The 22,203-nt window shown below is 36.9% G+C and carries 8 protein-coding genes; 5 read left to right on the plus strand and 3 right to left on the minus strand.

What is annotated here, in order from left to right; genetic code table 11:
* Both UABAM_RS22900 and UABAM_RS22905 read left to right on the plus strand, forming a co-directional pair.
* Complete coding sequence (locus tag UABAM_RS22900; protein WP_151970322.1) at positions 1 to 1,422, plus strand: serine/threonine protein kinase; 1,422 nt, start codon at positions 1 to 3, stop codon at positions 1,420 to 1,422.
* On the plus strand, positions 1,423 to 3,060 hold the full coding sequence (locus UABAM_RS22905) for a protein kinase domain-containing protein (protein ID WP_151970323.1): 1,638 nt from the start codon (positions 1,423 to 1,425) through the stop codon (positions 3,058 to 3,060).
* Between the two features lie 99 nt (positions 3,061 to 3,159).
* Here UABAM_RS22905 and UABAM_RS22910 read toward each other — a convergent pair whose 3' ends face one another.
* Positions 3,160 to 9,525, minus strand: a complete 6,366-nt coding sequence (locus tag UABAM_RS22910; RefSeq protein ID WP_173013511.1) for a HEAT repeat domain-containing protein — start codon at positions 9,523 to 9,525, stop codon at positions 3,160 to 3,162.
* A 130-nt stretch (positions 9,526 to 9,655) separates the two neighbouring features.
* Between UABAM_RS22910 and UABAM_RS22915 the strand changes: the two genes are divergently transcribed.
* The gene (locus UABAM_RS22915; protein ID WP_151970325.1) at positions 9,656 to 11,722 is read left to right on the plus strand and encodes a serine/threonine-protein kinase; all 2,067 of its coding nucleotides are present in this window, start codon (positions 9,656 to 9,658) and stop codon (positions 11,720 to 11,722) included.
* 63 nt (positions 11,723 to 11,785) lie between these two features.
* Here UABAM_RS22915 and UABAM_RS22920 read toward each other — a convergent pair whose 3' ends face one another.
* Both UABAM_RS22920 and UABAM_RS22925 read right to left on the minus strand, forming a co-directional pair.
* The gene (locus UABAM_RS22920) at positions 11,786 to 14,575 is read right to left on the minus strand and encodes a protein kinase domain-containing protein (RefSeq protein WP_151970326.1); all 2,790 of its coding nucleotides are present in this window, start codon (positions 14,573 to 14,575) and stop codon (positions 11,786 to 11,788) included.
* 53 nt (positions 14,576 to 14,628) lie between these two features.
* Positions 14,629 to 16,995, minus strand: coding sequence for a protein kinase domain-containing protein (locus tag UABAM_RS22925; protein WP_151970327.1), 2,367 nt, complete (start codon positions 16,993 to 16,995; stop codon positions 14,629 to 14,631).
* 320 nt (positions 16,996 to 17,315) lie between these two features.
* On the opposite strand from UABAM_RS22925, the gene UABAM_RS22930 reads away from it, so the two are divergent.
* A complete protein-coding gene (locus UABAM_RS22930; RefSeq protein ID WP_173013512.1) occupies positions 17,316 to 19,745 on the plus strand; it encodes a serine/threonine-protein kinase in 2,430 nt (809 codons plus the stop codon).
* Positions 19,738 to 22,128: a protein kinase domain-containing protein gene (locus UABAM_RS22935; RefSeq protein ID WP_151970329.1), complete on the plus strand. Its 2,391-nt coding sequence runs from the start codon at positions 19,738 to 19,740 to the stop codon at positions 22,126 to 22,128. Before UABAM_RS22930 ends, UABAM_RS22935 begins: the two co-directional genes overlap by 8 nt.
* The last annotated feature ends 75 nt before the right edge of the window (positions 22,129 to 22,203 follow it).

The following is a 22,203-nucleotide window of genomic DNA, read 5'->3' on the forward strand; positions in this document are numbered from 1 at the left end:
ATGATAATTGCATCCGAAATTACCAACAGAAGGTATAAAATATTAAAGCAGATTTCTCATACCGATAACTCTGAAATTTGTCTTTGTCAAGATGAACGACTAGGCACGCAATATGCTCTCAAAGTGCTAAAACAAACCAACAGTCAAATAGCCATAGGGCGATTTAAGCGAGAAATAGAAACGCTTTATCGCCTTACACAGCAACAAGTGCATAACATCGTCAACGTCTACGACTATGGCATAGACTTTGGGGGGCGCAAAAACCCTTGGTATGTTATGGAATTAGTGGAAGGATTCTCTCTGGGGGATTTGTTGAAAAAAACGCAAATTTTTGCTCAGGAAGATGTTGTTTATATCGGAATAGAAATACTGAAAGCTCTCATCCACTTACACCAGAAAAATATTATCCATCGAGATATAAAACCCGAAAATATCATGATTACACAGCAGTTTAAAGTGAAATTGATCGACTTTGGTCTTGCAAAAAGTGAAGAGGGGCAAGACTTTACTATGGCGGGGAGAAGTTTGGGAACCCCCTACTACCAAGATCCATTTTATTTATATCTCATAGAATCACAACATCGCCAAATGACAGATTTGTATGCCCTCGGGGCGACAATGTATACACTACTTTGCGGAATTCCTCCTTATAAAGATGTTTATCCGAAATGCTACAATACAATTGATTTAGCGCAGAGAATACTGGTCGATAAATCTTTACCGACAAATATCCGTGAGATAAACGCCACCGCGTCAGAGGATTTAGCGAACATTATTCAATCGGCGATATATTTGAATCATGAAGACTTTCCCGAGGATTCTCCTCCCAAAGGCAAGAAAAATAAAAAAAAGAAACACCAAGAAGAAAACCCTCAAGATGCACAGCAAAGAAAAGATAGAAAAGCCAAATTTCACTTGGAAGGGCGTTTAGATCACTTAAAGATTTTTTGGGGACTGGTACCAATAAAAATATCCTTAGATTCGCAAAACAAAATTTTCCCAAGTCCGAAGTTGCGACAATCTATCTCCTCTAAAGCCGTTGTCACAAATACCGAAAGTCAGATAATCGTAAAATATTACCGTTTGTATCGTAAGCTTTTGCATTTTTTTTATTCAAGACAAAAGTATTTTGCTAGTTTTATAGAGTTAAGTTTGACCACTTCTATGGAAAAACTCACAAACTTCACTGTTGAAATTTCTCTAGATAAAAGAGAACAAGAGCAATTGAACGCCTCTTCGATGCAACTGAAGCAAGATGAGGTAATAAAATTTATCAGTGTTTTTCAAAAATTATACGAACAGTTGTCAGGTTCAAAATTTCCATCGAATAAGCACTTTTTACACTATATTTCATTAATTCCAAGTAAAGATCTGGATAAAGTAATTGTTATTATGCTGAAGAATGCTTTGGGAGTATCATAAATGGGGTATATTATAGAACCACATTCTAACCTAAATTTAATCCACGCGGTAAGTCCAGCCATTAGTATAGGACGAAGATCAGATAACGAGTTTGTCATCCCCAACGACAATGTTTCGCGAAAACATCTTGTCATTAGTTCGCGCGAAGATGGAGATTACATTGTCAATAAAGGAAAAACGATCTGCGTAAACTTAGATGTGTTGAATCGCGACGAGATGAAAAAGCTAAACGACAATGACGAAATTTTTATAGCGCAACGACGTTTTTTGTACAAACAAAACTTGAGTGTATTGCACGATCAAAAATTCGAGGGTCTAGTCATAAAAGAAGGTTATTTTTCGCGACTTCAATATAGGAATATTTTGAAAAAGAATACATTTTCTTTTCAGATGCAGAACACTTCTGAAAATATACAAAACATCATTTACTTTTTTGAAAGACTTTTCACTGTAAGATTTTTAGAAAAATATTTTGAAAGCTTTCGCAATCTATTATTCTATTTTGCTCATATTTTACCGAGCCATTTTGAAGAAAAAAATAGACAGATACTTTTAACATATAACTTTAATTTGTATAGCAGCTATATCGTGTTAGATCTACTGTTTAATTCAGACGAAGAAATCGTAAAATTTAACTATGATGTTGGTGATGTACTAAAAGAGAAAAAAATCGAACATTTTGATAACATTGATGTGATTGATAACAAAAAAATTATTATGTATGTTCCTTTTCACAATATCAAACAAGAAAAGTACGAACACGCTGTTGAGTCTCTGGACAATAAATTTCTCACTGTAAACTTGAATACCTCAAAAAATAAAGCTGTAGGTACGCTAAGGGAACATTTACAAAATAATTATTTAATAGATCATCTCATCGGGGAAGGGGGAATGGGACAGGTTTTTAAAGGCCGAATAAGACAAAACAATACACCTGTCGCTATAAAAATAATTCATCCGAGAATTTTAACGGATAAAATTGCATATAAGAGAATCAAACGAGAAGCAAAGATTTTAAAGAAGCTGAATACCGAGTATATACCAAGAGTTTATGACAGTGGCGCTCATCATGACATATTTTACATCATTATGGAATATGTATCTGGGTTCTCTTTATCGTATTACTATGACTTTCTAGAAAAAAGCGAAATAAAACCTATATTTCAAAAAATATGTCTAGCTTTGTACACTGTACACCAAAGTAATATTATTCATCGAGATTTGAAGCCTGAGAACATAATGATCCAAAAAAACGCTGCGAGACTTAACATAAAAATAATAGACTTGGGCATAGGAAAATCGCTAGTTGCAGATGGCGAAACAAATTTGACGGCGGAAGATGCATCAATAGGAACGCTATATTACATGGCGCCGGAGCAATTTGAAAACAAAAACGTTTCTAAAAAATCAGATATATACTCATTAGGCGTTGTGTTGTACAAACTATTAGCCAAAAAATTACCTATAGAAGAAGAGACAAAGCATAGCTTCTTGAAAAGATTGTTTTGTAACGACCCACCTATTTGTTATGACAGCATCCCACATGAGTTCCAAGAACTCGTTGCATCAATGCTACACCAATTTCCTGAAGAAAGGCCAAGTGTCCCTGGTATCCTGAGTTACTTGGAGCGTTTGTAAAGTAAAGTAGTTCCTTCAGAGGAACTACTTTACCTTAGGAACTACTTTTTCTCCAACTCGTGAATGATTAACTGATGACAACCTATGTGAAAGTGTACATTACCAGTGTTCTTTTTCTTGTTCGGAAGTTTTTATTTCTTGTTCTACTTGTCGAGGAGTTTTTCCTTCCAATAATTTTTTGACTCTTTTGGCGGTTGTTTCTTCGGTTTTGATGGTATATTTACGCGCTTTTTTTGCATCTCCTAGCCAAGCATAAATGATCGCGACTGTATTAAGAATATCTGTATCTTGTGATCGTGACAAAAGCTCCAGGTCTATTTGAGAAAAAGTACTTTGATCTTCTTTGAAATACGCTTTCAATAAACATTTATTCAAAACCGAACGTCCTAATTTTATTGATGTTTTTTCTTTCTCATTCTGAATAAATTTTCGAATAGTGGGTATGACTTTCTCTCCGATCTTTATTAATGCATTTTTCGCTTCACTTCTTACGCCTTCATCTTGGTCTTTTAGTAGTATAGCGAGTTTTTCCATTACGCTCTCTTCTTTTTCTGCCATCTCCCTAAGCGCTCCAAATATGTGGCTTTTGTTATACGAGTCTTCGTATTTGAGCATGGAAATAAGAATGGGGACCACTAAATGAACTTTTTTGCCAATTGTCCCTAAAGCAGAAATCGCAGAACGTTTTACATCTTGATCTTGAAGTTTCGAAATAAGAGGAAGAACCGCTTGTTCTGCTTGTTCACCGATTTCCCCCAAGGCAGATGCTGCAGAGCAGACCACATCTGTATCTTGGTCTTTGAGCATAGAAACAAGAGTTGGTACCACCAAATGAGTTTTTTCTCCTATTGCTCCCAAAGCCTCAATCGCAGAGCATTTTATTTTGGGGTTTGGATTTTCGAGCATAGAAATAAGAGGAAGGACGGCTTTTTCTGCTTTTTCTCTCATTTCTCCTAGGGCAGAAACAGCAGACTCTCTAATCTCCCGATCTAAATCTTGGATCAAAGGAATAAGAGCTGGTACGGCTTTTTTACCTATTTTTGCCAAAGCCTCGGCGGCAAAAAATCTGTCATCTTCTTCACTACCGTCATAGATCACGGGATCTTTGATCATAGAAATAAGAGCTGGTACCGCCAAATGAGCTTTTTCACCGATTTCCCCCAATGCAGATGCTGCTAAAACTCTTACATCTGGGATTGGGTCTTTGAGAAATGGAATGATAAAACTCGCGAAATGAATCTCTGTTGTTTTGCTCAATATTTCGACAACATTCTCTCTCACATCGGAGTTTTGGTCTTTGAGTAAAGCAACGAGATGTGGTACCGCCATGTGGGCTTTTTTGCCTATTTGTGACAATATTTCTGTTGCAGACTTTCTTACATCGGAGTTTTGATGTTTGAGTAATGGAATGAGTGCGGGGACTATTTCTTGGCCTATTTTTCCCAATAACAGAATGACTCGTTCTACGTTTGCGTAATCATAATATAGCTGGGAATTTTTTAGTAGTGAAAGAAGAGGAGAAACACCTTTTTTCCCCATGTTGTCTAAAGCATGGATTGCGAAATACCTTACATCATCATTTTCGCCTTGTAAGAGAGGGAGAAGAAATGGTATTGATTTTTCTCCTGTTTGTCCCAATGCTTTTGCTGCCGCTTTTCTGTTTTCTAAATCTGGTGACTCTGAATCTTTAAGTATTGAAATAAAGACCGGGATTGCAGGGTGCGCTTTCTCTCCTATTTTACCCAATGCTTCGCTTGCTAAATAACGTATATCTGGATTTTGATCTTCAAGTAATTTAGTGAGTAGAGGAACCGCGACATGAGCTTTCTCTCCTATTTTTGATAATAATGCCATTACAGGTATTTTCATACTTGTGTCTTTATCTTCGAGTACGTGAATTAAGGTGGGAACTATTCTCTCTCCTCTTTTCCTCAAGATTTTTTCTACATTTTCTCTTATGTATGTTTCTTCGTGTTTTAGTAAAGGAATGAGAACGGCAACTGGTACAGCGGAGTGAGCTTTTTGCCCTATTTTACATAATGTTTTGACTATCGATTCTTTCAAATTTTTGTCTGACTTTTTCAATATAGTAAGGAGGAACGGTACCGCAGGATGAGCTTTTTCACCTATATTACCCAAAGCAATGACAGTGGCGTTTCTCATCTTTGAATTAGGGTCCTCTAGCAGAGAAATGAGAGCAGACGCTGCCGTATCAGACTTCTTTCCTACACGGCCTAATGCTCTTACAGTCAAAAATCGGGTTGATGCATTTGGACTCTTTAATAGATGAATGAGACTTGGTACCGTTTTATGAGCTTTTTCTCTTGCCTCTTCTAATGTTTTTAGAGCACAATGCACCATCTCGCCATTTTGACTTTTCAGCATGGGAATTACAGCGTCAATCGCTCTTCCTCCTATTTGGCCCAATGCTTTCGCAATAATTTCCTTCTCCTGTGAGTGGGAATTTTGTAGTCGTGCAACTAAAAGTGGAATCGCCGAAAACGCTTTTTCACCTATTTCTCCAAGTGCACGAATCGCGGAATATCTAATAATTTCATCTGAGTCATTGAGCAATATGGTTATAGCAGGCACAGCGGCATCAGCTTTTTCTCCTAGGTGACCTAGTGCTTCTATTATGATAGAACGCCTGGTCGCTAAGTTTTGTTCTTTCAGCAGGTTGATGAGGGTTGATACGTCTTTTTCCCCTATTTTTTGTAAAATCTTTTTCTGATCTTTTAGAAATATATTATTGTCTCTAAGTAAATGAAGCAAAACAGTCAATGATAATTCGCCAGGAGCTTTTTTGTTTATTGCTATCGATATTATCCAACGGGCATGTTCTATCATAGATTCATCTTGACTTTTCAGTAGAGGAACGAGATATGGTATCGCTTTTTTTCCTATTTTACATAAAGCCCTATAGGGCCCCCAACCCAAATCTTTGTCTTTTAACATAGAAATTAGAATCGGTATTATCGAAGAGTCAATGTCATCATGTTTCATGAGTTTGTCCAACGCGTGTCTTTTGACCTTGCTACTCGAATTTTTGAGTAATGGTATAAGCGCCGTAGAGCTTTTTCTTCCTATCCACTGTAAAATTTTTATGATAGACTTTCGAACCTCAGGGTTTTTATCATTGAGTAGGGGAACGAGATATGGTACCGCTTTTTTTCCTATCAGTGATAATGCCCTCTTGACACCGCGTGTCTTGCCGTTTAGTAGGGGAATGAGAGCTGGGACCGCAGAGTGAGCTTTCTCCCCCATCTTACCTAGCGTACTTACAACATCATTTCTGATCTCTCGGTCTCTGAGTAAGGGGAGGAGAGACGGTACGATAACATGGGCTTCTTTCTTTGCGTAGTGTAATTCACGTACAACATAACGTCTAGTATTTCGATTTTTCAATAGAGGAATGACCGTTGGCATTGCTTTCTTCCCTATCTTGCATAATGTTTCCGCAACTAAGCTTTTATCAGCAACACTTTGATCCTTTAATAAGAGAACCAGGTCTGGTACAGAGGCATAGGCATTTTCGCCTATGCTAGCTAATGTAGTGATGACGGCACGTCTAGTGTCTGAATCTCGATCTTTGAGTAGGGGAATAAGAGCTGGCACAGCGGAATAGGCTTTTTTGCCTATACGACCTAGCGCGACGACGGTAGAGCGTCTGACATCTGAATCGCGATCTTTCAGTAGCGGAATGAGAGCCGGCACAGAGGTATGAGCATTTTCTCCTATGCGACCTAGTGTGTAAGCAGCAGATTCTCTTACTTTTGAGTTGTTATTTTTCAGTAAGAAAGCAATATGTGATATCGCTGGTTTTTCTATTTTACTCAACGCATCTGCTGCGCAAGCTCTCGCATGCTTGTTTTCTGATTTGAGCAGCTGAGAAAGGAGTAACGCAGTCGAATATTTTCTTTCTTTCCCGCTAATAATTTTTATGGCTCCTGTTTTTTCAAACTCATCTCTTTCATTTACAGAAAGGTAGAATTTTGCAATAAAGGGTTCTACTGCATCAAGTCTTTTTATCATAGAAACGGCATGAGATCGTATCGTTTGGCTTTTTACTTTGGTCATAGTCTCATAAAGATCATCAAAATTTTCTTTGGCAAAAATAGGAATAAAGAAATCTTGATCTTGTCTGTCCAACTGGTTTATAAATTCAAATAACAAATGCTTTTCCCAATGGAGAAAAGCAAATAATAGTTCTTTTGATTCTTCTTTGTTCGATTTCAACTTTTCGACAATAGCGGAAAAAGCTCTCGCGCCTATTTTTTCCAAATCGTTGGCTATTTGTTTTTTTGTATCGTAGTCACCGTTCTTCAAAACTTCGAAAAGAATTTCAATATCTTTTTTCTTTTCTTTTAGGTATTCCAAAACTTCTTTGCGTATCCATTGATCTCTCAGCGTGAAGTATTTTTTGAAGTGACTATCTTGCAACTCATCTTTTAATAAGTGGAATGCTTTAATACGTTGGGGATTATTCGTGTTTGATAAAAATAAATTCATTCGATTTTCATGAAACTTCAGTTCTTGTATTCCCAAAGTTGTCAACCATCGATATTCTTGAATTGTTTGATGATATGTCCGTGCTTGATTTTTGAGAGTTCCACCGATTCTGTTTTGAAGTTTCTTTAACTTGTGTAACTTATTAAGCACAATTTGTGGTTTAGCCCTACCTTGTACAGATTTCTCCCATTTTAATTTCAATTTTTTATGATATTCATGAAGAATATCAACAGTTTTCTCATCTGCGTACAAATGCAATGTTCCAAGACAATCAATTACTTTATGTAAATCATCTTCATTGCGCTCCTGGTTACGGAGAGAGAAGAAGCTCTCCAAATTTATTATTTTTTGTTGTTTTTTCTGGTAAGAAAAATACCTTGTTAATGCGGGAACAACGTCGTCGAATTCCTTTATTTTTTGCATATGCTTCCGCGCTTTTTCTTGGATAAATTTCAAAGCCGTTTTGCGCGGAATGGATTCATCATCTTCTAAAAGTTTTGCAATGTGATGTAGCGCACTTTTTGTCAGGGAAATTTGGTCTTGTTCCGAAAAAGTATCGATAAATTTTCCCAATGCCTCACATCCCGAGCTACGAAAGTCAGCGTAAACTTTATCGCTGAGGTAGAGTGGGGCCAAAAGTTTTGGATTTAAAACCTTGTAAGCGGGAAAAAACATAAAATCGCCATCACCTCCAAGACTTCCGTAGCGAGGCGTTTGCTTGGCATTTAAACGTTTGTCATTGGTGAGATTGGTCATCATGTAGTAGCCTAAATCCGACGTTAGTATTATGCCATCTTCTCGTCCGACCAATCCTTTCAGGGCTTGCAAAAATACAGCGGAAAAAGGCGAGTGACCACTTGTATCTGTTATTTGCGCATACTTTGTCGAAGTATTCAGTTTATCCGCAACGACTTCGTTTCCTGTCCCCGCACTAATTACCTGAAAAGATCTACGTGAAAAAACGCGATCTATATTTTCACCGGTAGCGAATTGGAAAGATGCGTTATGGTAACCTTCGAGTTGGGGTTTGTACTTGTCTTGCAGGATAGATCCACCAAAACAACAGTCGAGTACCATTAGAGTATGCTTGGCATTTTTTTGCGAAAGATCATGTGCAATTTTAGTGAGGGACACATGACCGTTGTCGTTTTTGTTTTGCGGCGTTGCCACAATGTGCCCCGGGACTCCATGTCCTGCGTAGAACAAGAAAATAGCATCGTTAGAGGAGACCGCCGCAAAAGTCCGTTTTAAATGTTTTTCGATGACTTTTTTGGTGATATATGGGACAACAACGATCGTTTCATTTCCATGTTTTGTGGTATAAAATTTTTCATAGGCCGCAAATTTATGTGGCGTCTCTTTTAGCTCACTTTTTCTGTAGACATTTTCAGGTATTGTATCACACAGATACACCACATTTTCAAACCCGTAGCGACTAGTCAAAACAGAGGTCACTTCGCCGGCATCGTAATTCGGCCCATCTAGTTCGGGATAGTATTTATTGTACTTGTTAACGCCAATCACCAACGCATGCCTTTTGCCGTAGTGCAGTTTCTGGTGGAAGTCATGACTAGCACCAAGAATGTTTAAACCACCGATATTTTTCATGCTGTGCGACACTAAAGAACGTTTGCTTTTTGTTGTTAAGGGGTCTATTTTGTTTTGGGTTTGCGAATTTTTTTTCAAAAAAGATGGTTCGATGATTTTGATTGCTTTTATGACGGTTAAGGTCAAAAGTGAATTGTCTTCTTCAATGGCTTGGTGTAATAACTTTCTCAATGCCGGTAAAACCGATTTTACTTCTGGGCCCATTTTTCCTAGTTTTTCAATAGCTTCTAATCGAGTATCGGCATTATGGAGTTGTTTTACCAAATTTGAAATACTTTCTTTTGATCTATCTTCCGCGACTATAAACACAAATGAAATCAAAAAAAACATCACAGTAAATTTTTTCATCGCTATTTTCCTCAACACAGCAAAGCGTAGCTCGTAAAAAAGACGTAATAAGTTTTCGCACTCTCTTTTCATTTACCTTTTAAAGAAGAAAAGATTATAAGCCTTTTGACTTTATCTTTGTAAGAAAATTATGGAAAAGCAAAATCTAAGCGTTAGAATAAAATACTACACATGTAAAATACTTGTATTTTTTATAATAGCTGAATTTATCGGATTTATTATGAGTAACTACACAAATCAAGAAAAGCTTAAAGAGCAATGGGCAATTCTTACATCTCAACATTTTGATCAAGCCGATATTACGTACAAGCCCCATTTGAAGACTTTTTCAGACACCAAAACTATTACCCCTAACGAAACAACGGAACAAACCTTCTCAGATACCAAAACTATTACCCCTAATGAAATAACTGGACAAACTTTCTCGGATGAAAAGACAATTTTCAAAGAGAAAAAACAGAGCACTTTTTCTGATATAAAAACAAAAAATGACTTATCCCAAAAGCAATATAATGCATCAATAAACATACGTGATTCCTTAGGGCTGCCAGTTGTCCATCACTTCCGTGAAGAAAAGAAAATCGCAGAAGGTGGTATGGGCGTTGTGATTCACTCACAACAACAAAATTTATATCGGGATGTCGTTGTAAAAAAAATAAAAGAAGGCGGAAATGAGGAACGTTTTATTCAAGAATCTCTTCTTACGGGTCTCTTAGAGCATCCGCATATCGCTCCTGTTCATGAGTTAGCGCTAAATAAACAAAATGAAATTATTCTTGTCATGAAAAATATACAGGGCTATACCTGGAAAGAATTGTTAAGTTCTAACAAACAAAAAATAAAGCATTTTATCGCTAGGAACATCGGGAAAAAACCTTGTGAGATTCAGGAAGAGGACAAAGTAAAGTATCACTTAAACATCTTGTTAAAAGTCTGCGATGCGATAGCTTTTGCACATGAACAAAAAATTATACACAACGATTTAAAACCCGAAAATATTATGGTAAGTGATTACGGTGAAGTTGTTGTCATGGATTGGGGAATCGCAACAAGTATTGGGGAAAAAAATCCTTTTTACCTACATAAATCTATGATCTCTGGACCAATGGGAACCCCCTGTTACATTTCGCCAGAACTTGCAAAAGGTGATGTCCAGCACATCAAAGAAACATCAGACGTCTATCTTCTAGGGGCTATTTTACATGAAATTGTCACAGGGAAGCCACCGCATCAAGGAGCAAGCGTCTGGATGGTTTTGCTGTCAGCCATCGAAGGAAAGTTTTCTGAATCTGTAGATTCTATCTCTTTAGATTTACAAGAGCTTCGAGATATTTACACGAAAGCCATGTCTAAAAATTCCGACGAACGTTACCAGAACGTAACGGAGTTTAAAAACGCGATTAGTGAATACTTTGGACATAAAGAAAGTATCACTCTTACTAAAAACGCAGAAAATTTATTTGTTGAGTGCAATAACAAAATTATCGAACAAGAAAAGCGTCATAAAGACTATGGGGTTTTCTTTTTCTTGCTGGACAAAATTCAGGGGATAATGAGGTTACGACAAAAAAGTAACAATATATTTCTCTACGAGAAACTGGAAAAATCTGTTTCAGGATTCCGCCAAGCTTTAAAACTTTGGCCAAAAAATAATGCTGCACGCGAAGGTGAACAAAAAGCTCTTTTTGCATACGCCAAACTGGCTTCTATGAATAAGGAGTTTCATCTAGCAAATACTCAAATTAAACATCTAGTAAAAAACAAATGCGAAAAAGTACAATCTTTGCAAAAAGATATTCAAGATCTCAAAAAAAACAAAGAGAGCTATGCTCTTATCAGAAGGAAATTAAAGTATAGTATTGGTTTAACTTGTTACATTTTGATAGTTTTTTTTCTACCTGAGATTATTGAAATCATTGAAATTGTTACACCAATTCTGACACGAATGCCATCAGAGTTACTAAGTGAGGAGCCACTAAGTGAGAAATTATCTCTTTTAGTCTTCTTAATAATTCTAGTTTATAGATGGTTTAATTTGTTATCAGTACTTCATATGATATCTCTAACTTGTGTTGGGTTACTACTAGCAAGGCTTCTTTACGTTACTACCGGATTTACTATTCCTCATGACATAATGGTGCTATGTTTTAGCATTTATATGCTTCTTTTCTGGATATCAAACGGTCGTATTCAGTAAATTTCATCTTCATTTTAGTGTTTTATTACTTGCTGTACGTCAAGTCTAATATGACTAACATCTTTAATATTTCATCGTCTTTTCTACTTGTTTAGGGGACTGTCCCTGAAGAAGTAGATTTACTCTTCTTGGTGTTTCTTGCAGGGCTTTAGTGGCATATTCATGTGCTTTTTCTACATTTCCTTGCCAAGCGTAGATTGCTGCTACTGTATTAAGATGACTTTTGTTTTTTGAATGTGATAAGAGTTTTAGATCTATCTGAGTAAAAGCGCTTTTATCTTCTTTAAAATATATTTTCCATAAACAGCTATTTAAAGCTTTGTAACTTAATGTAATAGTTGCCTCATTTGCCTCTGTCTGAATAAATTTGCTAACCAAAGGCAAAATGTTCTCTCTTGTATCATCCAGTACTTTTGTTGCTTTTTCTCTTACCTCAGAATTACGATCTCCTAAAGCAAGGATAAGGTAGGGAACGGCTTTTTCTACTTCTCCTATCTCTTCTAATGTATGTATTGCAAGCTTTCTGACAGACGGATCCTGGTCTTTGAATACAAGAATAATAGCTGGTACAGCTTCTGATGCACCTATACGACCTAAGATTTTCAATACTCGACTACGCTTTCCGCTTGAATCTTTCAACGCAGTTATTAGGTAGGGGACAGCTACTTTGCCTATTCCAACAAGCGTTTCAGTCAAGATAGCGATTATTTTAGAGTTGTTAAGAGTTGTCAAAGCTTTGGTCAATTCAGGAACGGCTACTTCTCCCATATTTATTAAAAGTGTTTGAGCGACATGTTGTATATTCCAGCCACCACCTTTGAGAAGCAAAATAAGATGTGGAACGACTTGCGGAGAATTAGGTTTAATTTTTACTAAGGTCTTTGCCGCAGCCATTTTTTGTAAAAAGTGTTGTTTGTTATCAGAGAGAATGTTATTGAGACCTTCGATTGTCTGTTGTTGTACAGAAACTTTTTGCCACTCTATGCCATCTAAAAGCAACGAAGCTCTATCATTGTCATCTCTAATCTCCAAAATTAGAGGTACTGCATGTTTTTGTTCTATCTTATTGGGTAAAACTTTCATCAACACTTCATTTATGGAAGCATCATTGTAACGAAGAGCCTTAATCAGGTTATTAGGATCTACTTTTTCTGTTTTAAGATATAGTTTTTTTGATAGAATTTTTTTGGCAGCTCTTTTACGTATGTACGACTTTTCATGGGTTAAGGATACAAATGGATTTTTCTCTATGTGAGATACTTGCCACCAAAAAACGCCTAACCGAACGGAAAAGTAAATAGAGAGAATAATAGCTGAGATATAAAGAATATATACTATTTTTTTAATAAATCCAATAGCATATTTGTTGTTTCTTAACTTATACAAAAAGACAAATAACAGGACAGAAATAGCAAGGGATATTATGAAATATTTAGAGATATTATTAGGCCCAGAGTAAAGAGCTCCAGCGAAAAAATTCCCTAGTACCATAACAAAAAAAAATGTCAGAACAAATCTTCTTTTTACGATAGCATACCCTCGCTGAATTCTCTTTTTCTTTTGCAGTTTCTTCCTAAATTTTTTGATATCTTTTGACTTGTATGTTTTCAAGTAGTTTAGATGGACTTCCGCAAGATTAAACTCCTTATTTGCAATGGCTATTTTTGCATATTCCAAATGAGCCTGTATTTCGCCTTCTTGAGCCTTACTATTTCTAGGCCATAGGTCTAGAGCCTGACTGTACTTAGCCGTGACTGTTGTCAACCCTTCATACAAATCGCTAGTATTTTTTCTGGGGCTAGATGAGGCATTGATCGTCTCAGAAAATAGGTTTTTGGCCTCCTCTGCAATTTTTATACTTTCTCGATGGTCGAAATAAGTAACAATTGCGCTTTTGAATGAAGAAACACTTTGATAGCGCTCTTGTGGATTCTTCGCCATCGCTTTGCTAAAAATATCATGCAATTGTTGATCATCTAATGAACTATCAGATTTTAATTTTGGTACTTGTCCTTTTTGCGCAGAAAGGATAGTTTGCCATAAACTATCCTCAAAATGAGGAGGTCTATGGGTTACAACTTCGCATAGAATAGCTCCGAGAAGGTAGACATCGGTTGTTACATTGATATTGTCATTATTTCCTTCAACTAACTCAGGTGCCATATAAGAAGGAGTTCCAATTGGTTGATGGATGTCAGTACGAAAATGTGGGGCGCTTTCTTTGCCTTTGTATATCGCTGATCCCCATCCTTTGACGATGACTTCACCATAATCTCCCACAATAACATTTGCCGGCTTGAGGTCATTGTGGATAATTCCTTTGGAATGAGCGAAAGCTATTGCGTCACAAACTTTTAACAACACGTCCAAATGAAAACGGATACGTTTTAGGTTGGGCGTTTCCGTACCTGAGATTGTATTTTTGTCCAAAAATTTACGAATTTCTTCTTTTTCGGAATGTAAAAGTTGCTGCCAACTATAGCCTTTTACTTTTTTCATAACCAACAACATTTGACCATTTTTATCTTCAACTAATTCATGAATGGGAGAAATATGAGGGTGTTCCAGTGCGGCGGTAATCAAGGATTCTTGAATAAAAAAATCTTTTTCACTATCATCCTTTATCTTTTTAATGACGACGTTACGTCTCAAGGTAGTTTGTTGTACATCAACATCACTTTTAGAGTGTTCAAGAACCATTCCATTTTCATCAAAGTGAGAAACTTGCGGAAAATGGATGTTTTGTAAAACTTGACTTTCTGCTGGCAGATATGTAATTCCTGGATCAGGACTTTCTAGTTCCGCCATGGAAACCAACTCTTCCCATAGTTGACGAAGCTCCTTTTTTCTCATCCTCGTTTAACCTTCCTTTGAGATATGGCAATCAATTTTTTACTTTTATGATTTTATTGTGTATTTAGATAAAGAATTTGGTTATTGTCTTTATCTAGCATTTCAAATGCTGTTTTACCACTATGATCTTCTATATTAATATTTGCTCCTTCTCTGATTAGTAATTTTGCTATTTCGATATTCTTTGACCTGATGGCAAGCATTAAACTAGTCTCTCCACTATCTATACTAACGGCGTCTAATTCTGCTCCTTGTTTTATCAAAATTTTGGCAATGGCAAGCTCTCCATAACTTGCAGCTATCATTAAAGCTGTTAAACCATTTCTGTCGCGCGCTTCAATTGGCAAATTACCCAGATGACGTAAGTCCTGTTCTCTTCCTTTCTCAACAGCACAAAACATTTTTTCTTGTGGCACGGTTTCGTTTTTTTCTTCCAGGGAACCAAATATTACACGGAATGATATGCCTATTATATTCAACGATATCAATAAAATAATAGATAAAATAGGATAGCAAAACATCATGCGGCAAAAAATATACAAAATAAGAAGCTCATAGGATAAGCGGATGAATTTAAAAATGAAGGGGACTAAATGTTTATCAGCTACAACAATTAAAAATATAATACTTATGAATCCTGTGCCACCATAGTGCGGACTGATCGACAAAAATAATGTCCCTATTATGAGAAATGAGCAAACAAAAATTAAACGTAATAAAAAGGTATGTTCTTTTAATTTATATGAGAAGACCAAAGCAGCGACAATTAATGATGCAGTGACAATATCGTGTTTTTGACAAAATGTGATTATGTTACTTGTCACCTCCGTGTCTGTAAAAAGAATGACATATATGCTTACAAGCACTAGAATTACTTTACAATCGCGATTTATAAAACTTTCTTTACGTAGTAAATTTTTTTTTAGTTGCTCAAATGTAGTCTTTCTTACTCCGGAGAGATGCACTATTTTTTTTGTTTGCGATGCCGCTAAAGCAAAGTCATCATTGGCAAAAGCAAAGCAAGCGTATTCTAAACGTGCTTTGCAGATTTCCGTTTTTGCCGTCTCATTTTTTCCCCATATCTCAATAGCTCTTTTAAAAGCGAAAATTGCTTCAGAAAAATTTTCGTAAAATTGATATTGACGTTGTTTTAATGCCCTCACATGTTGCGAGTGCATATCTAAACTATCTTTTTCCTTAGTTTTTACTTTCTTATGTACATTTTCTATTTCACGAATAGTGCTTTCTATAATTTGAATGCCTTTATCTGTGACGTTCATACTTTCTGTATACTTAGAGTATTCTTGTAGCATGCTGGAAAATTCAGACACACTTTGGTAACGATTTTCTATCTTGGTGGCCATGGCTTTACGGCATATATATTTTAACTCGGAGGATATGTTTTTGTTATATGTTGGCGTTTTTCCATTTTTTACGGCTAGTAAGGTTAGCCACAAATTGTTTTCGCGAAAAGGCGGCTTTTTGTGTAGTATTTCGTATAAAATTGCTCCGAGAAGATAAACATCAGTGGCAAAGCAAATGTCTTTTCCTCTTCCTTCCGCGAGTTCTGGTGACATATAACAAGGTGTTCCCATCGGTGTTGTAATTTCCTTACTGTGGAAAGTGCGTCTTTCATCGGCATTTGCTTTGACATCAACGGCAATTCCCCAATCCATCACCAATACCTCGCCAAAGTCTCCAATCATGACATTATCGGGTTTCAAATCACAATGGACAATACCTTTACTATGTGCATAGCTTACTGCGTTGCATACACTAATGAGAATTTCTAAATGTTTTTTTAGGTCGTATTCTTGGGCTTTTTCTTTTTGCTCAACGGTTTGGGGATAGAGTAGATCTTTCCAGGAGACTCCTTTGACTAGCTTCATGGCAAGAAGAATGTCACCACTGTTGTTTTCATCGATCTCATATATGGGTACGATGTTAGGATGATCGAGATACGCGGTGACTAATGATTCGGCGAGAAACTTATTTTTTTCTACTTGTGGTAGCGTTTTCTTTATGGCAATTTCGCGTTTGAGTTTGGTTTGTTCCGCACGGTAGATAATTCCCATACCACCACGGTTGATTTCCTGATAGTTTTGATAGTTTTGTTCTGTATTAAAACTAGCTTGAATTCTTTTTCTACTTTGAGGCGCGGTGGTTTCAGTGGCAGAAAAAGTAACTTTTTCTGCTGAATCTTTAAAGGAGACAGTTGAATCTTCGGAAAATGTATCTGTTGATAGAGGAGCAGAGTGAATTGTGTTATCACCAGAAAAAGTCTGTTGTTGTGGAAATAGTGTGATATCGTGCGAAAATGTCATTTCTTTCGATTTATATGTATTACGTACCGAGTGCTTTTGCGAATTATCTTGTTCCAGAATTTTTGACCATAGAGAGCGAAATGTATCATTATCCATGATTTCTCACTTTGAAATTTAACGAAACTCCCAGAAGTCCCCGTCCTCTATAGGGTGGGACTTCTGGGCATCTAAAATATTGCACAAAGAGAAATTATGATTTATCTTTGTGCAAAGATCAATAACAAAAAAGCAAATATAGCGTATAAATACCGTAAGCTTTGTTTGACTATCAAAAAATATAAAGATACAATGGATTTATAAATAAAAACTATATTTTTGGAAAGTACATAAAACTCAGAAAATTTGGAGTTAGAATCTACTCGTTAGAATAAATGGTGCCAGAAGAGAAGTTGTCCGTCGCGAAAAGGGAGATAAATATGGATGAAAAACAATTTAGAACATTGTGGAGTAAAGTCGTAACTCCCGAAGTACTCGACAGTGATAAAATAAGCGAAACGTACAAATCCAAAGACGCGTCATTTTCTAGTAGCCTTCGCGTGTCTGCGCAACAGACTTTTTCCGGCGATGAAACAATCCACTCTAATGATCCACCAGCAGCAGGCACTTTTTCGGGAAATCCAACTGTTCACGCTGAAGACGCAGCGAGAGTCACTTTTTCTGCGCAGGAAACTTTCGACTCACGAAGCACTGCACCAAATAAAAAGAATTTTGGTTTGCAACAGGACTATCAAAACTATCAGGAAATCAACCGCGGTGGTATGGGGATTATCTATAAAGCGGAGCAAACAAAACTCAAACGCGAAATCGCCATCAAAAGAACCTTACCGCAAGTTGAAAAAAATAAGTTTCTCGCGGAATCACTCGTAACAGCGTATCTTGACCACCCTAATATTGTTCCCATATATGAGATTGATGAGCATGATGAGGGCGATCTTCTTTTGGCAATGAAGTTGGTAAAAGGTATTTCGTGGAAGAATCTTCTCTATCCGCAAACGGAAGAACACAAAAAGAAAGCAGAAGAATACGACCAGCAAAAGCATTTACAAATATTAATGAACGTTTGTAATGCCATAAGTTATGCTCATAGTAAGGGAATAGTGCACTGCGATTTAAAACCGGACAATGTGATGATCGGAGATTTTGGACAAGTATTGGTCATGGACTGGGGAATCGCTGTTTGCAAAATCCCTGGCGAAAAACGCACGTTTCATAAAGATGATATTACAACCCCCATGGGAACACCTTGCTACATGCCCCCTGAGCTAGCGGAAGGGCGCGGTAAAGACATATGTAATGCCACGGATATCTATCTTTTGGGAGCCATTCTATATGAGATTCTGCATCGCAAACCAATACGCAATGCCAAAAGTTTATGGTTAACGTTACTCGATGCTAAAAAGGGTCATATTCCCGAATTTGCAGACAATATACCGCAGGAACTACGAGAACTATGCCTCAAATCTTTACTTGCTGACACAGCAGCGCGACATCAAAGCGTGACTGAATTTCAAGATTCGTTACAAAACTACCTTATGCATTCCGAAAGTATTGCTTTGCAACATAAAGCCAAAACGCTTTTGACAAATTGCCAATACATTTCCAAAGAAAAAGGTAAATTGAACGAAGAAGAGCAGCACTATCTTTACGATAATCTTTCGCAGACAATTGTTTTATTTCATCAGGCGCGTGAATTGTGGGAGGAAAATCAACAGATATCAGATGGGGAATACGAAGCTCGTGTTGCTTACGTTGACTTGGCATTGAAGATCGGTGATTTAGGCGTGGCGAATACACAATTAAAAAAACTACAACAAATGTTTCCTGAAGATAAATCGATAAAATTTTTGGCAAAGGTTTTGCGCATTAAGACCGCCTCTATAAATCAAGATAAAACATTTCTTTCCTCAAGTAAATGGTGCATGCTGTTTGCTTTTGTGGCATTTGCTTTGCCCCAGATCACAAAAAAAACGCGTTGGAGTTTTGATAATCAAATTGACACGCTATTTTTTGTAGCTTTGGTAGGAATTATCGTGGTGTTGTGTATCGGATACCTTTTGTCATTTTTGATAAAAAGTTTTCTCTACGAGACAGGAAGACTTGGTTATACCAAAGTACGTATATCCAGTGAGATCACACAAGTAATTAACCAATTAATACTTATCCCCATATTCTTGTTTCTTGTGTTTTCTTGTGTGAAAAACAATCCCCCAAGTCATCTAGTGATCATTTTTGCTTCCGTCATTACGTATCTTTTACTAGATAGCCAATGGAAAACTAGTTATTCCAATACTCCGATATTTTTGGGAAAAAATGAGGACATCAACTACTTTGCAATAGATGGACAACAAACCCAAGTCTCATATGAAGATGGAGAAGTCGTTGTTTGCAAATCACAGATGATGGACTCGTCGAAGAGGGTTATTCATTGTTTCGTGCTGGCTTTGTTGTTTATTATTATTTTTTCGTTATTAGAGGCTCCCTCCTTGGCCATAGCCATGATTTTTTTGTGCCCTCTAATAATAATTTTTCCTCATTTTAGAAGGCACTCCCAGCTAAGATTTTCGCCAAGTGGAATTGGTATAAAGAAAAGCGTTCTTGGAAAAGAAACAGCTGTGATACAACTTAAAAAAAATGAAATAAAGAACGCTGCTGTTAAAAGAAAAAACCTACTATTGTCTCTATTTGTTTATCGCCAAGGACAGACAAAACCTCTAAGAATTTACTTTCCCAAGTCGGAAATATCCTGGCTATGTAACGTAATAAACAACTATTTATTCGACGAAGGCTTTTTTGACAAAGCACAAACATACCTGAGCGAAATGGAAGAGGAAGATCAAAATGGATGAAAAACAATTTAGAACATTGTGGAGTAAAGTCGTAACTCCCGAAGTGCTCGACAGTGATAAAATAAGCGAAACGTACAAATCAGAAAGTATGTCCTACTCTCATAACATTACCGTGTTTCCGCAACAGCAAACTTTTTCTGACAATGGCACAATCCATTCTCACAATCCATCGCCAGCGGACACATTTTCGGAGGACGGCACTGTTCATTGTGAAACTCCAGTAGATCAAGCCACTTTCTCGACAAGGGAAACGACTTCTCCTAAAGATAAAGCGCAAATCCAAACCAGCTTGCCTGCAGAGGAAGACTACGAAAATTACCAAGAGATCAATCGCGGTGGTATGGGGATTATCTACAAAGCTGAGCAAAAAAAGCTCAAACGCGAAATTGCTATTAAGAAAACGCTTCCACAGATGGAAAAAAATAAATTTGTCGCTGAATCACTCGTGACAGCGTATTTAGATCATCCCAATATTGTACCGATCTATGAGATGGATCAAAATAACAACGGTGACATTCTCCTCGCAATGAAACTGGTGAAAGGAGTTTCGTGGAAAGACCTCCTCTATCCGCAAACAGCAGAACACAAAGAAAAAGCTAATGAGTACAATTTACAAAAACACCTAGAAATCTTGATCAATGTCTGCAATGCTGTTAACTACGCGCATAGTAAGGGAATTGTCCATTGCGATTTAAAACCGGAAAACATTATGATTGGAGACTTTGGCGAGGTATTGGTGATGGACTGGGGGATTGCCGTCGATGTTCATGAGAATTTCGAAAAACGCACCTTTCACAAAAGTGATATCACAACGCCGATGGGGACACCGTGCTATATGTCACCCGAACTAGCCGAAGGACGTGGTAAAGATATCTCATATGCCACGGATATTTATTTACTCGGGGCAATTTTGTATGAAATACTACAGCGTCAGCCACCGCATACAGGAAAAAGCATGTGGTTGGTTTTGCTCGCGGCAAAAGAAAATAAACCTGTTATTTTCGACGCGAGCGTCCCTTTTGATTTGCAACAGATTTGCCACAAAGCGATGGCAAAAGAAAGTGGGCAGCGCTATACAAATATAAACGACTTTATTCTAGAAATTGAAGCGTATCTCACACACCAAGAAAGTATTAAGATTGCCCATATTGGAATACAGGAAATTCAAATTAGTAGCAATAGTTTTATTTACGAAAATCTTTCGCGAATTATTTTTCGCTTTGAGAGAGCTCTGGAAATATGGAATAAAAATAAAATTGCGTATAAGGGCATAATCGAAGCGAGAATCGCCTATATGCGTTTGGCTCTTTTGGATAAGAAGTTTGCCCTTGCACGTCGCGAACTGGGAAAACTTTTAGAAATAATCGCAAATACTTACGTCGAAAAGCACAAACTCATCTCTGCAGAACAACGGAAAAGCATTTTTTTTCTGAGTGAAGATTTAGACAGTATGGAAAATCTTGAATCGGTATTATCTATTTTAAAAGTCAGTTTGTATACCCTGTTGTTTATTGGCACATTTGTCATTTTTTTTACCATAGATCCGAATATAGGATGGATAAACTTTGCCATTGCATTTTTGCTATGTATTCCGGTGCTAGTACGTTGGCTGGGAGAAGGCTTCAAGTTTGTATTGTTATGTTTGATGAATTTGGCCATAATTCTCTCACTTTCCGGGTTTGCCACGTATGTTGTTGAATCAAAAATGACGCTACATTTTCCTGCACAATGGAAACTGTTTTGGTTTTTGGCAATAACAATCTTGATGTTGATACCACACCGCAGTAAAAAAGCCACTATACACAAAAAACTGAATTTAAATATGAAAACTTTGGGAAATAAGGAAGTAAATATAAAAAAGACCATATCGGATGAAATCGCTAATTTAGAACATGAAGATTCCCAGAAGCGCCTCAAAGCACAAAAGACATTGATCGAAATTGGTCAACCATCTCTGCCTCTACTTTTTGAAGCGGCCAGCACTGAAAGTACACCTCTCAGATACAACGCCATAAAAACCATATCCCAAATCGATATTGGCTCGCGGATGGTGAAAAACTTCATACTTCAACGTTTGAAAATGGAATCTGATGAGAAAATACGCGAACAAATACGTAAAAACTGGGGTTTTTTGCAAGAAAATAACCTAAGTCCGATATCGAGTATAGGATTTTTTTTGTTGAATACATTCGTGGCTCTAATTTTTGCTATTAGTATCACGATTTTTGTTTTAGTTCTTATAAAAAAATCTACATTTGAGTTCGGAACCATGTCATTTTGCTTGTTTTTCATTACGATTTCTGGAGGACATTTGGTAAGTACTTTTTGGAAAAAGTTGGTGAAAAAAGGAAAAAAAGAACAAGGGTACTATCTTGTTAAATAAACCACAGACCTCTGTTGTTTCATTTTTTTCTTTATGCAACATGACCACCAAATCCATTAGAGCGAGAAATCTTTT

This window comes from Candidatus Uabimicrobium amorphum (assembly GCF_009002475.1).
GTDB lineage: Bacteria > Planctomycetota > Uabimicrobiia > Uabimicrobiales > Uabimicrobiaceae > Uabimicrobium > Uabimicrobium amorphum.

Coding starts and splice junctions, on each gene's coding strand:
- UABAM_RS22900 (WP_151970322.1), top strand. CDS start 1: ATGATAATTGCATCCGAAATTACCAACAGAAGGTATAAAATATTAAAG.
- UABAM_RS22905 (WP_151970323.1), top strand. CDS start 1,423: ATGGGGTATATTATAGAACCACATTCTAACCTAAATTTAATCCACGCG.
- UABAM_RS22910 (WP_173013511.1), bottom strand. CDS start 9,525: ATGAAAAAATTTACTGTGATGTTTTTTTTGATTTCATTTGTGTTTATA.
- UABAM_RS22915 (WP_151970325.1), top strand. CDS start 9,656: ATGGAAAAGCAAAATCTAAGCGTTAGAATAAAATACTACACATGTAAA.
- UABAM_RS22920 (WP_151970326.1), bottom strand. CDS start 14,575: ATGAGAAAAAAGGAGCTTCGTCAACTATGGGAAGAGTTGGTTTCCATG.
- UABAM_RS22925 (WP_151970327.1), bottom strand. CDS start 16,995: ATGGATAATGATACATTTCGCTCTCTATGGTCAAAAATTCTGGAACAA.
- UABAM_RS22930 (WP_173013512.1), top strand. CDS start 17,316: ATGGATGAAAAACAATTTAGAACATTGTGGAGTAAAGTCGTAACTCCC.
- UABAM_RS22935 (WP_151970329.1), top strand. CDS start 19,738: ATGGATGAAAAACAATTTAGAACATTGTGGAGTAAAGTCGTAACTCCC.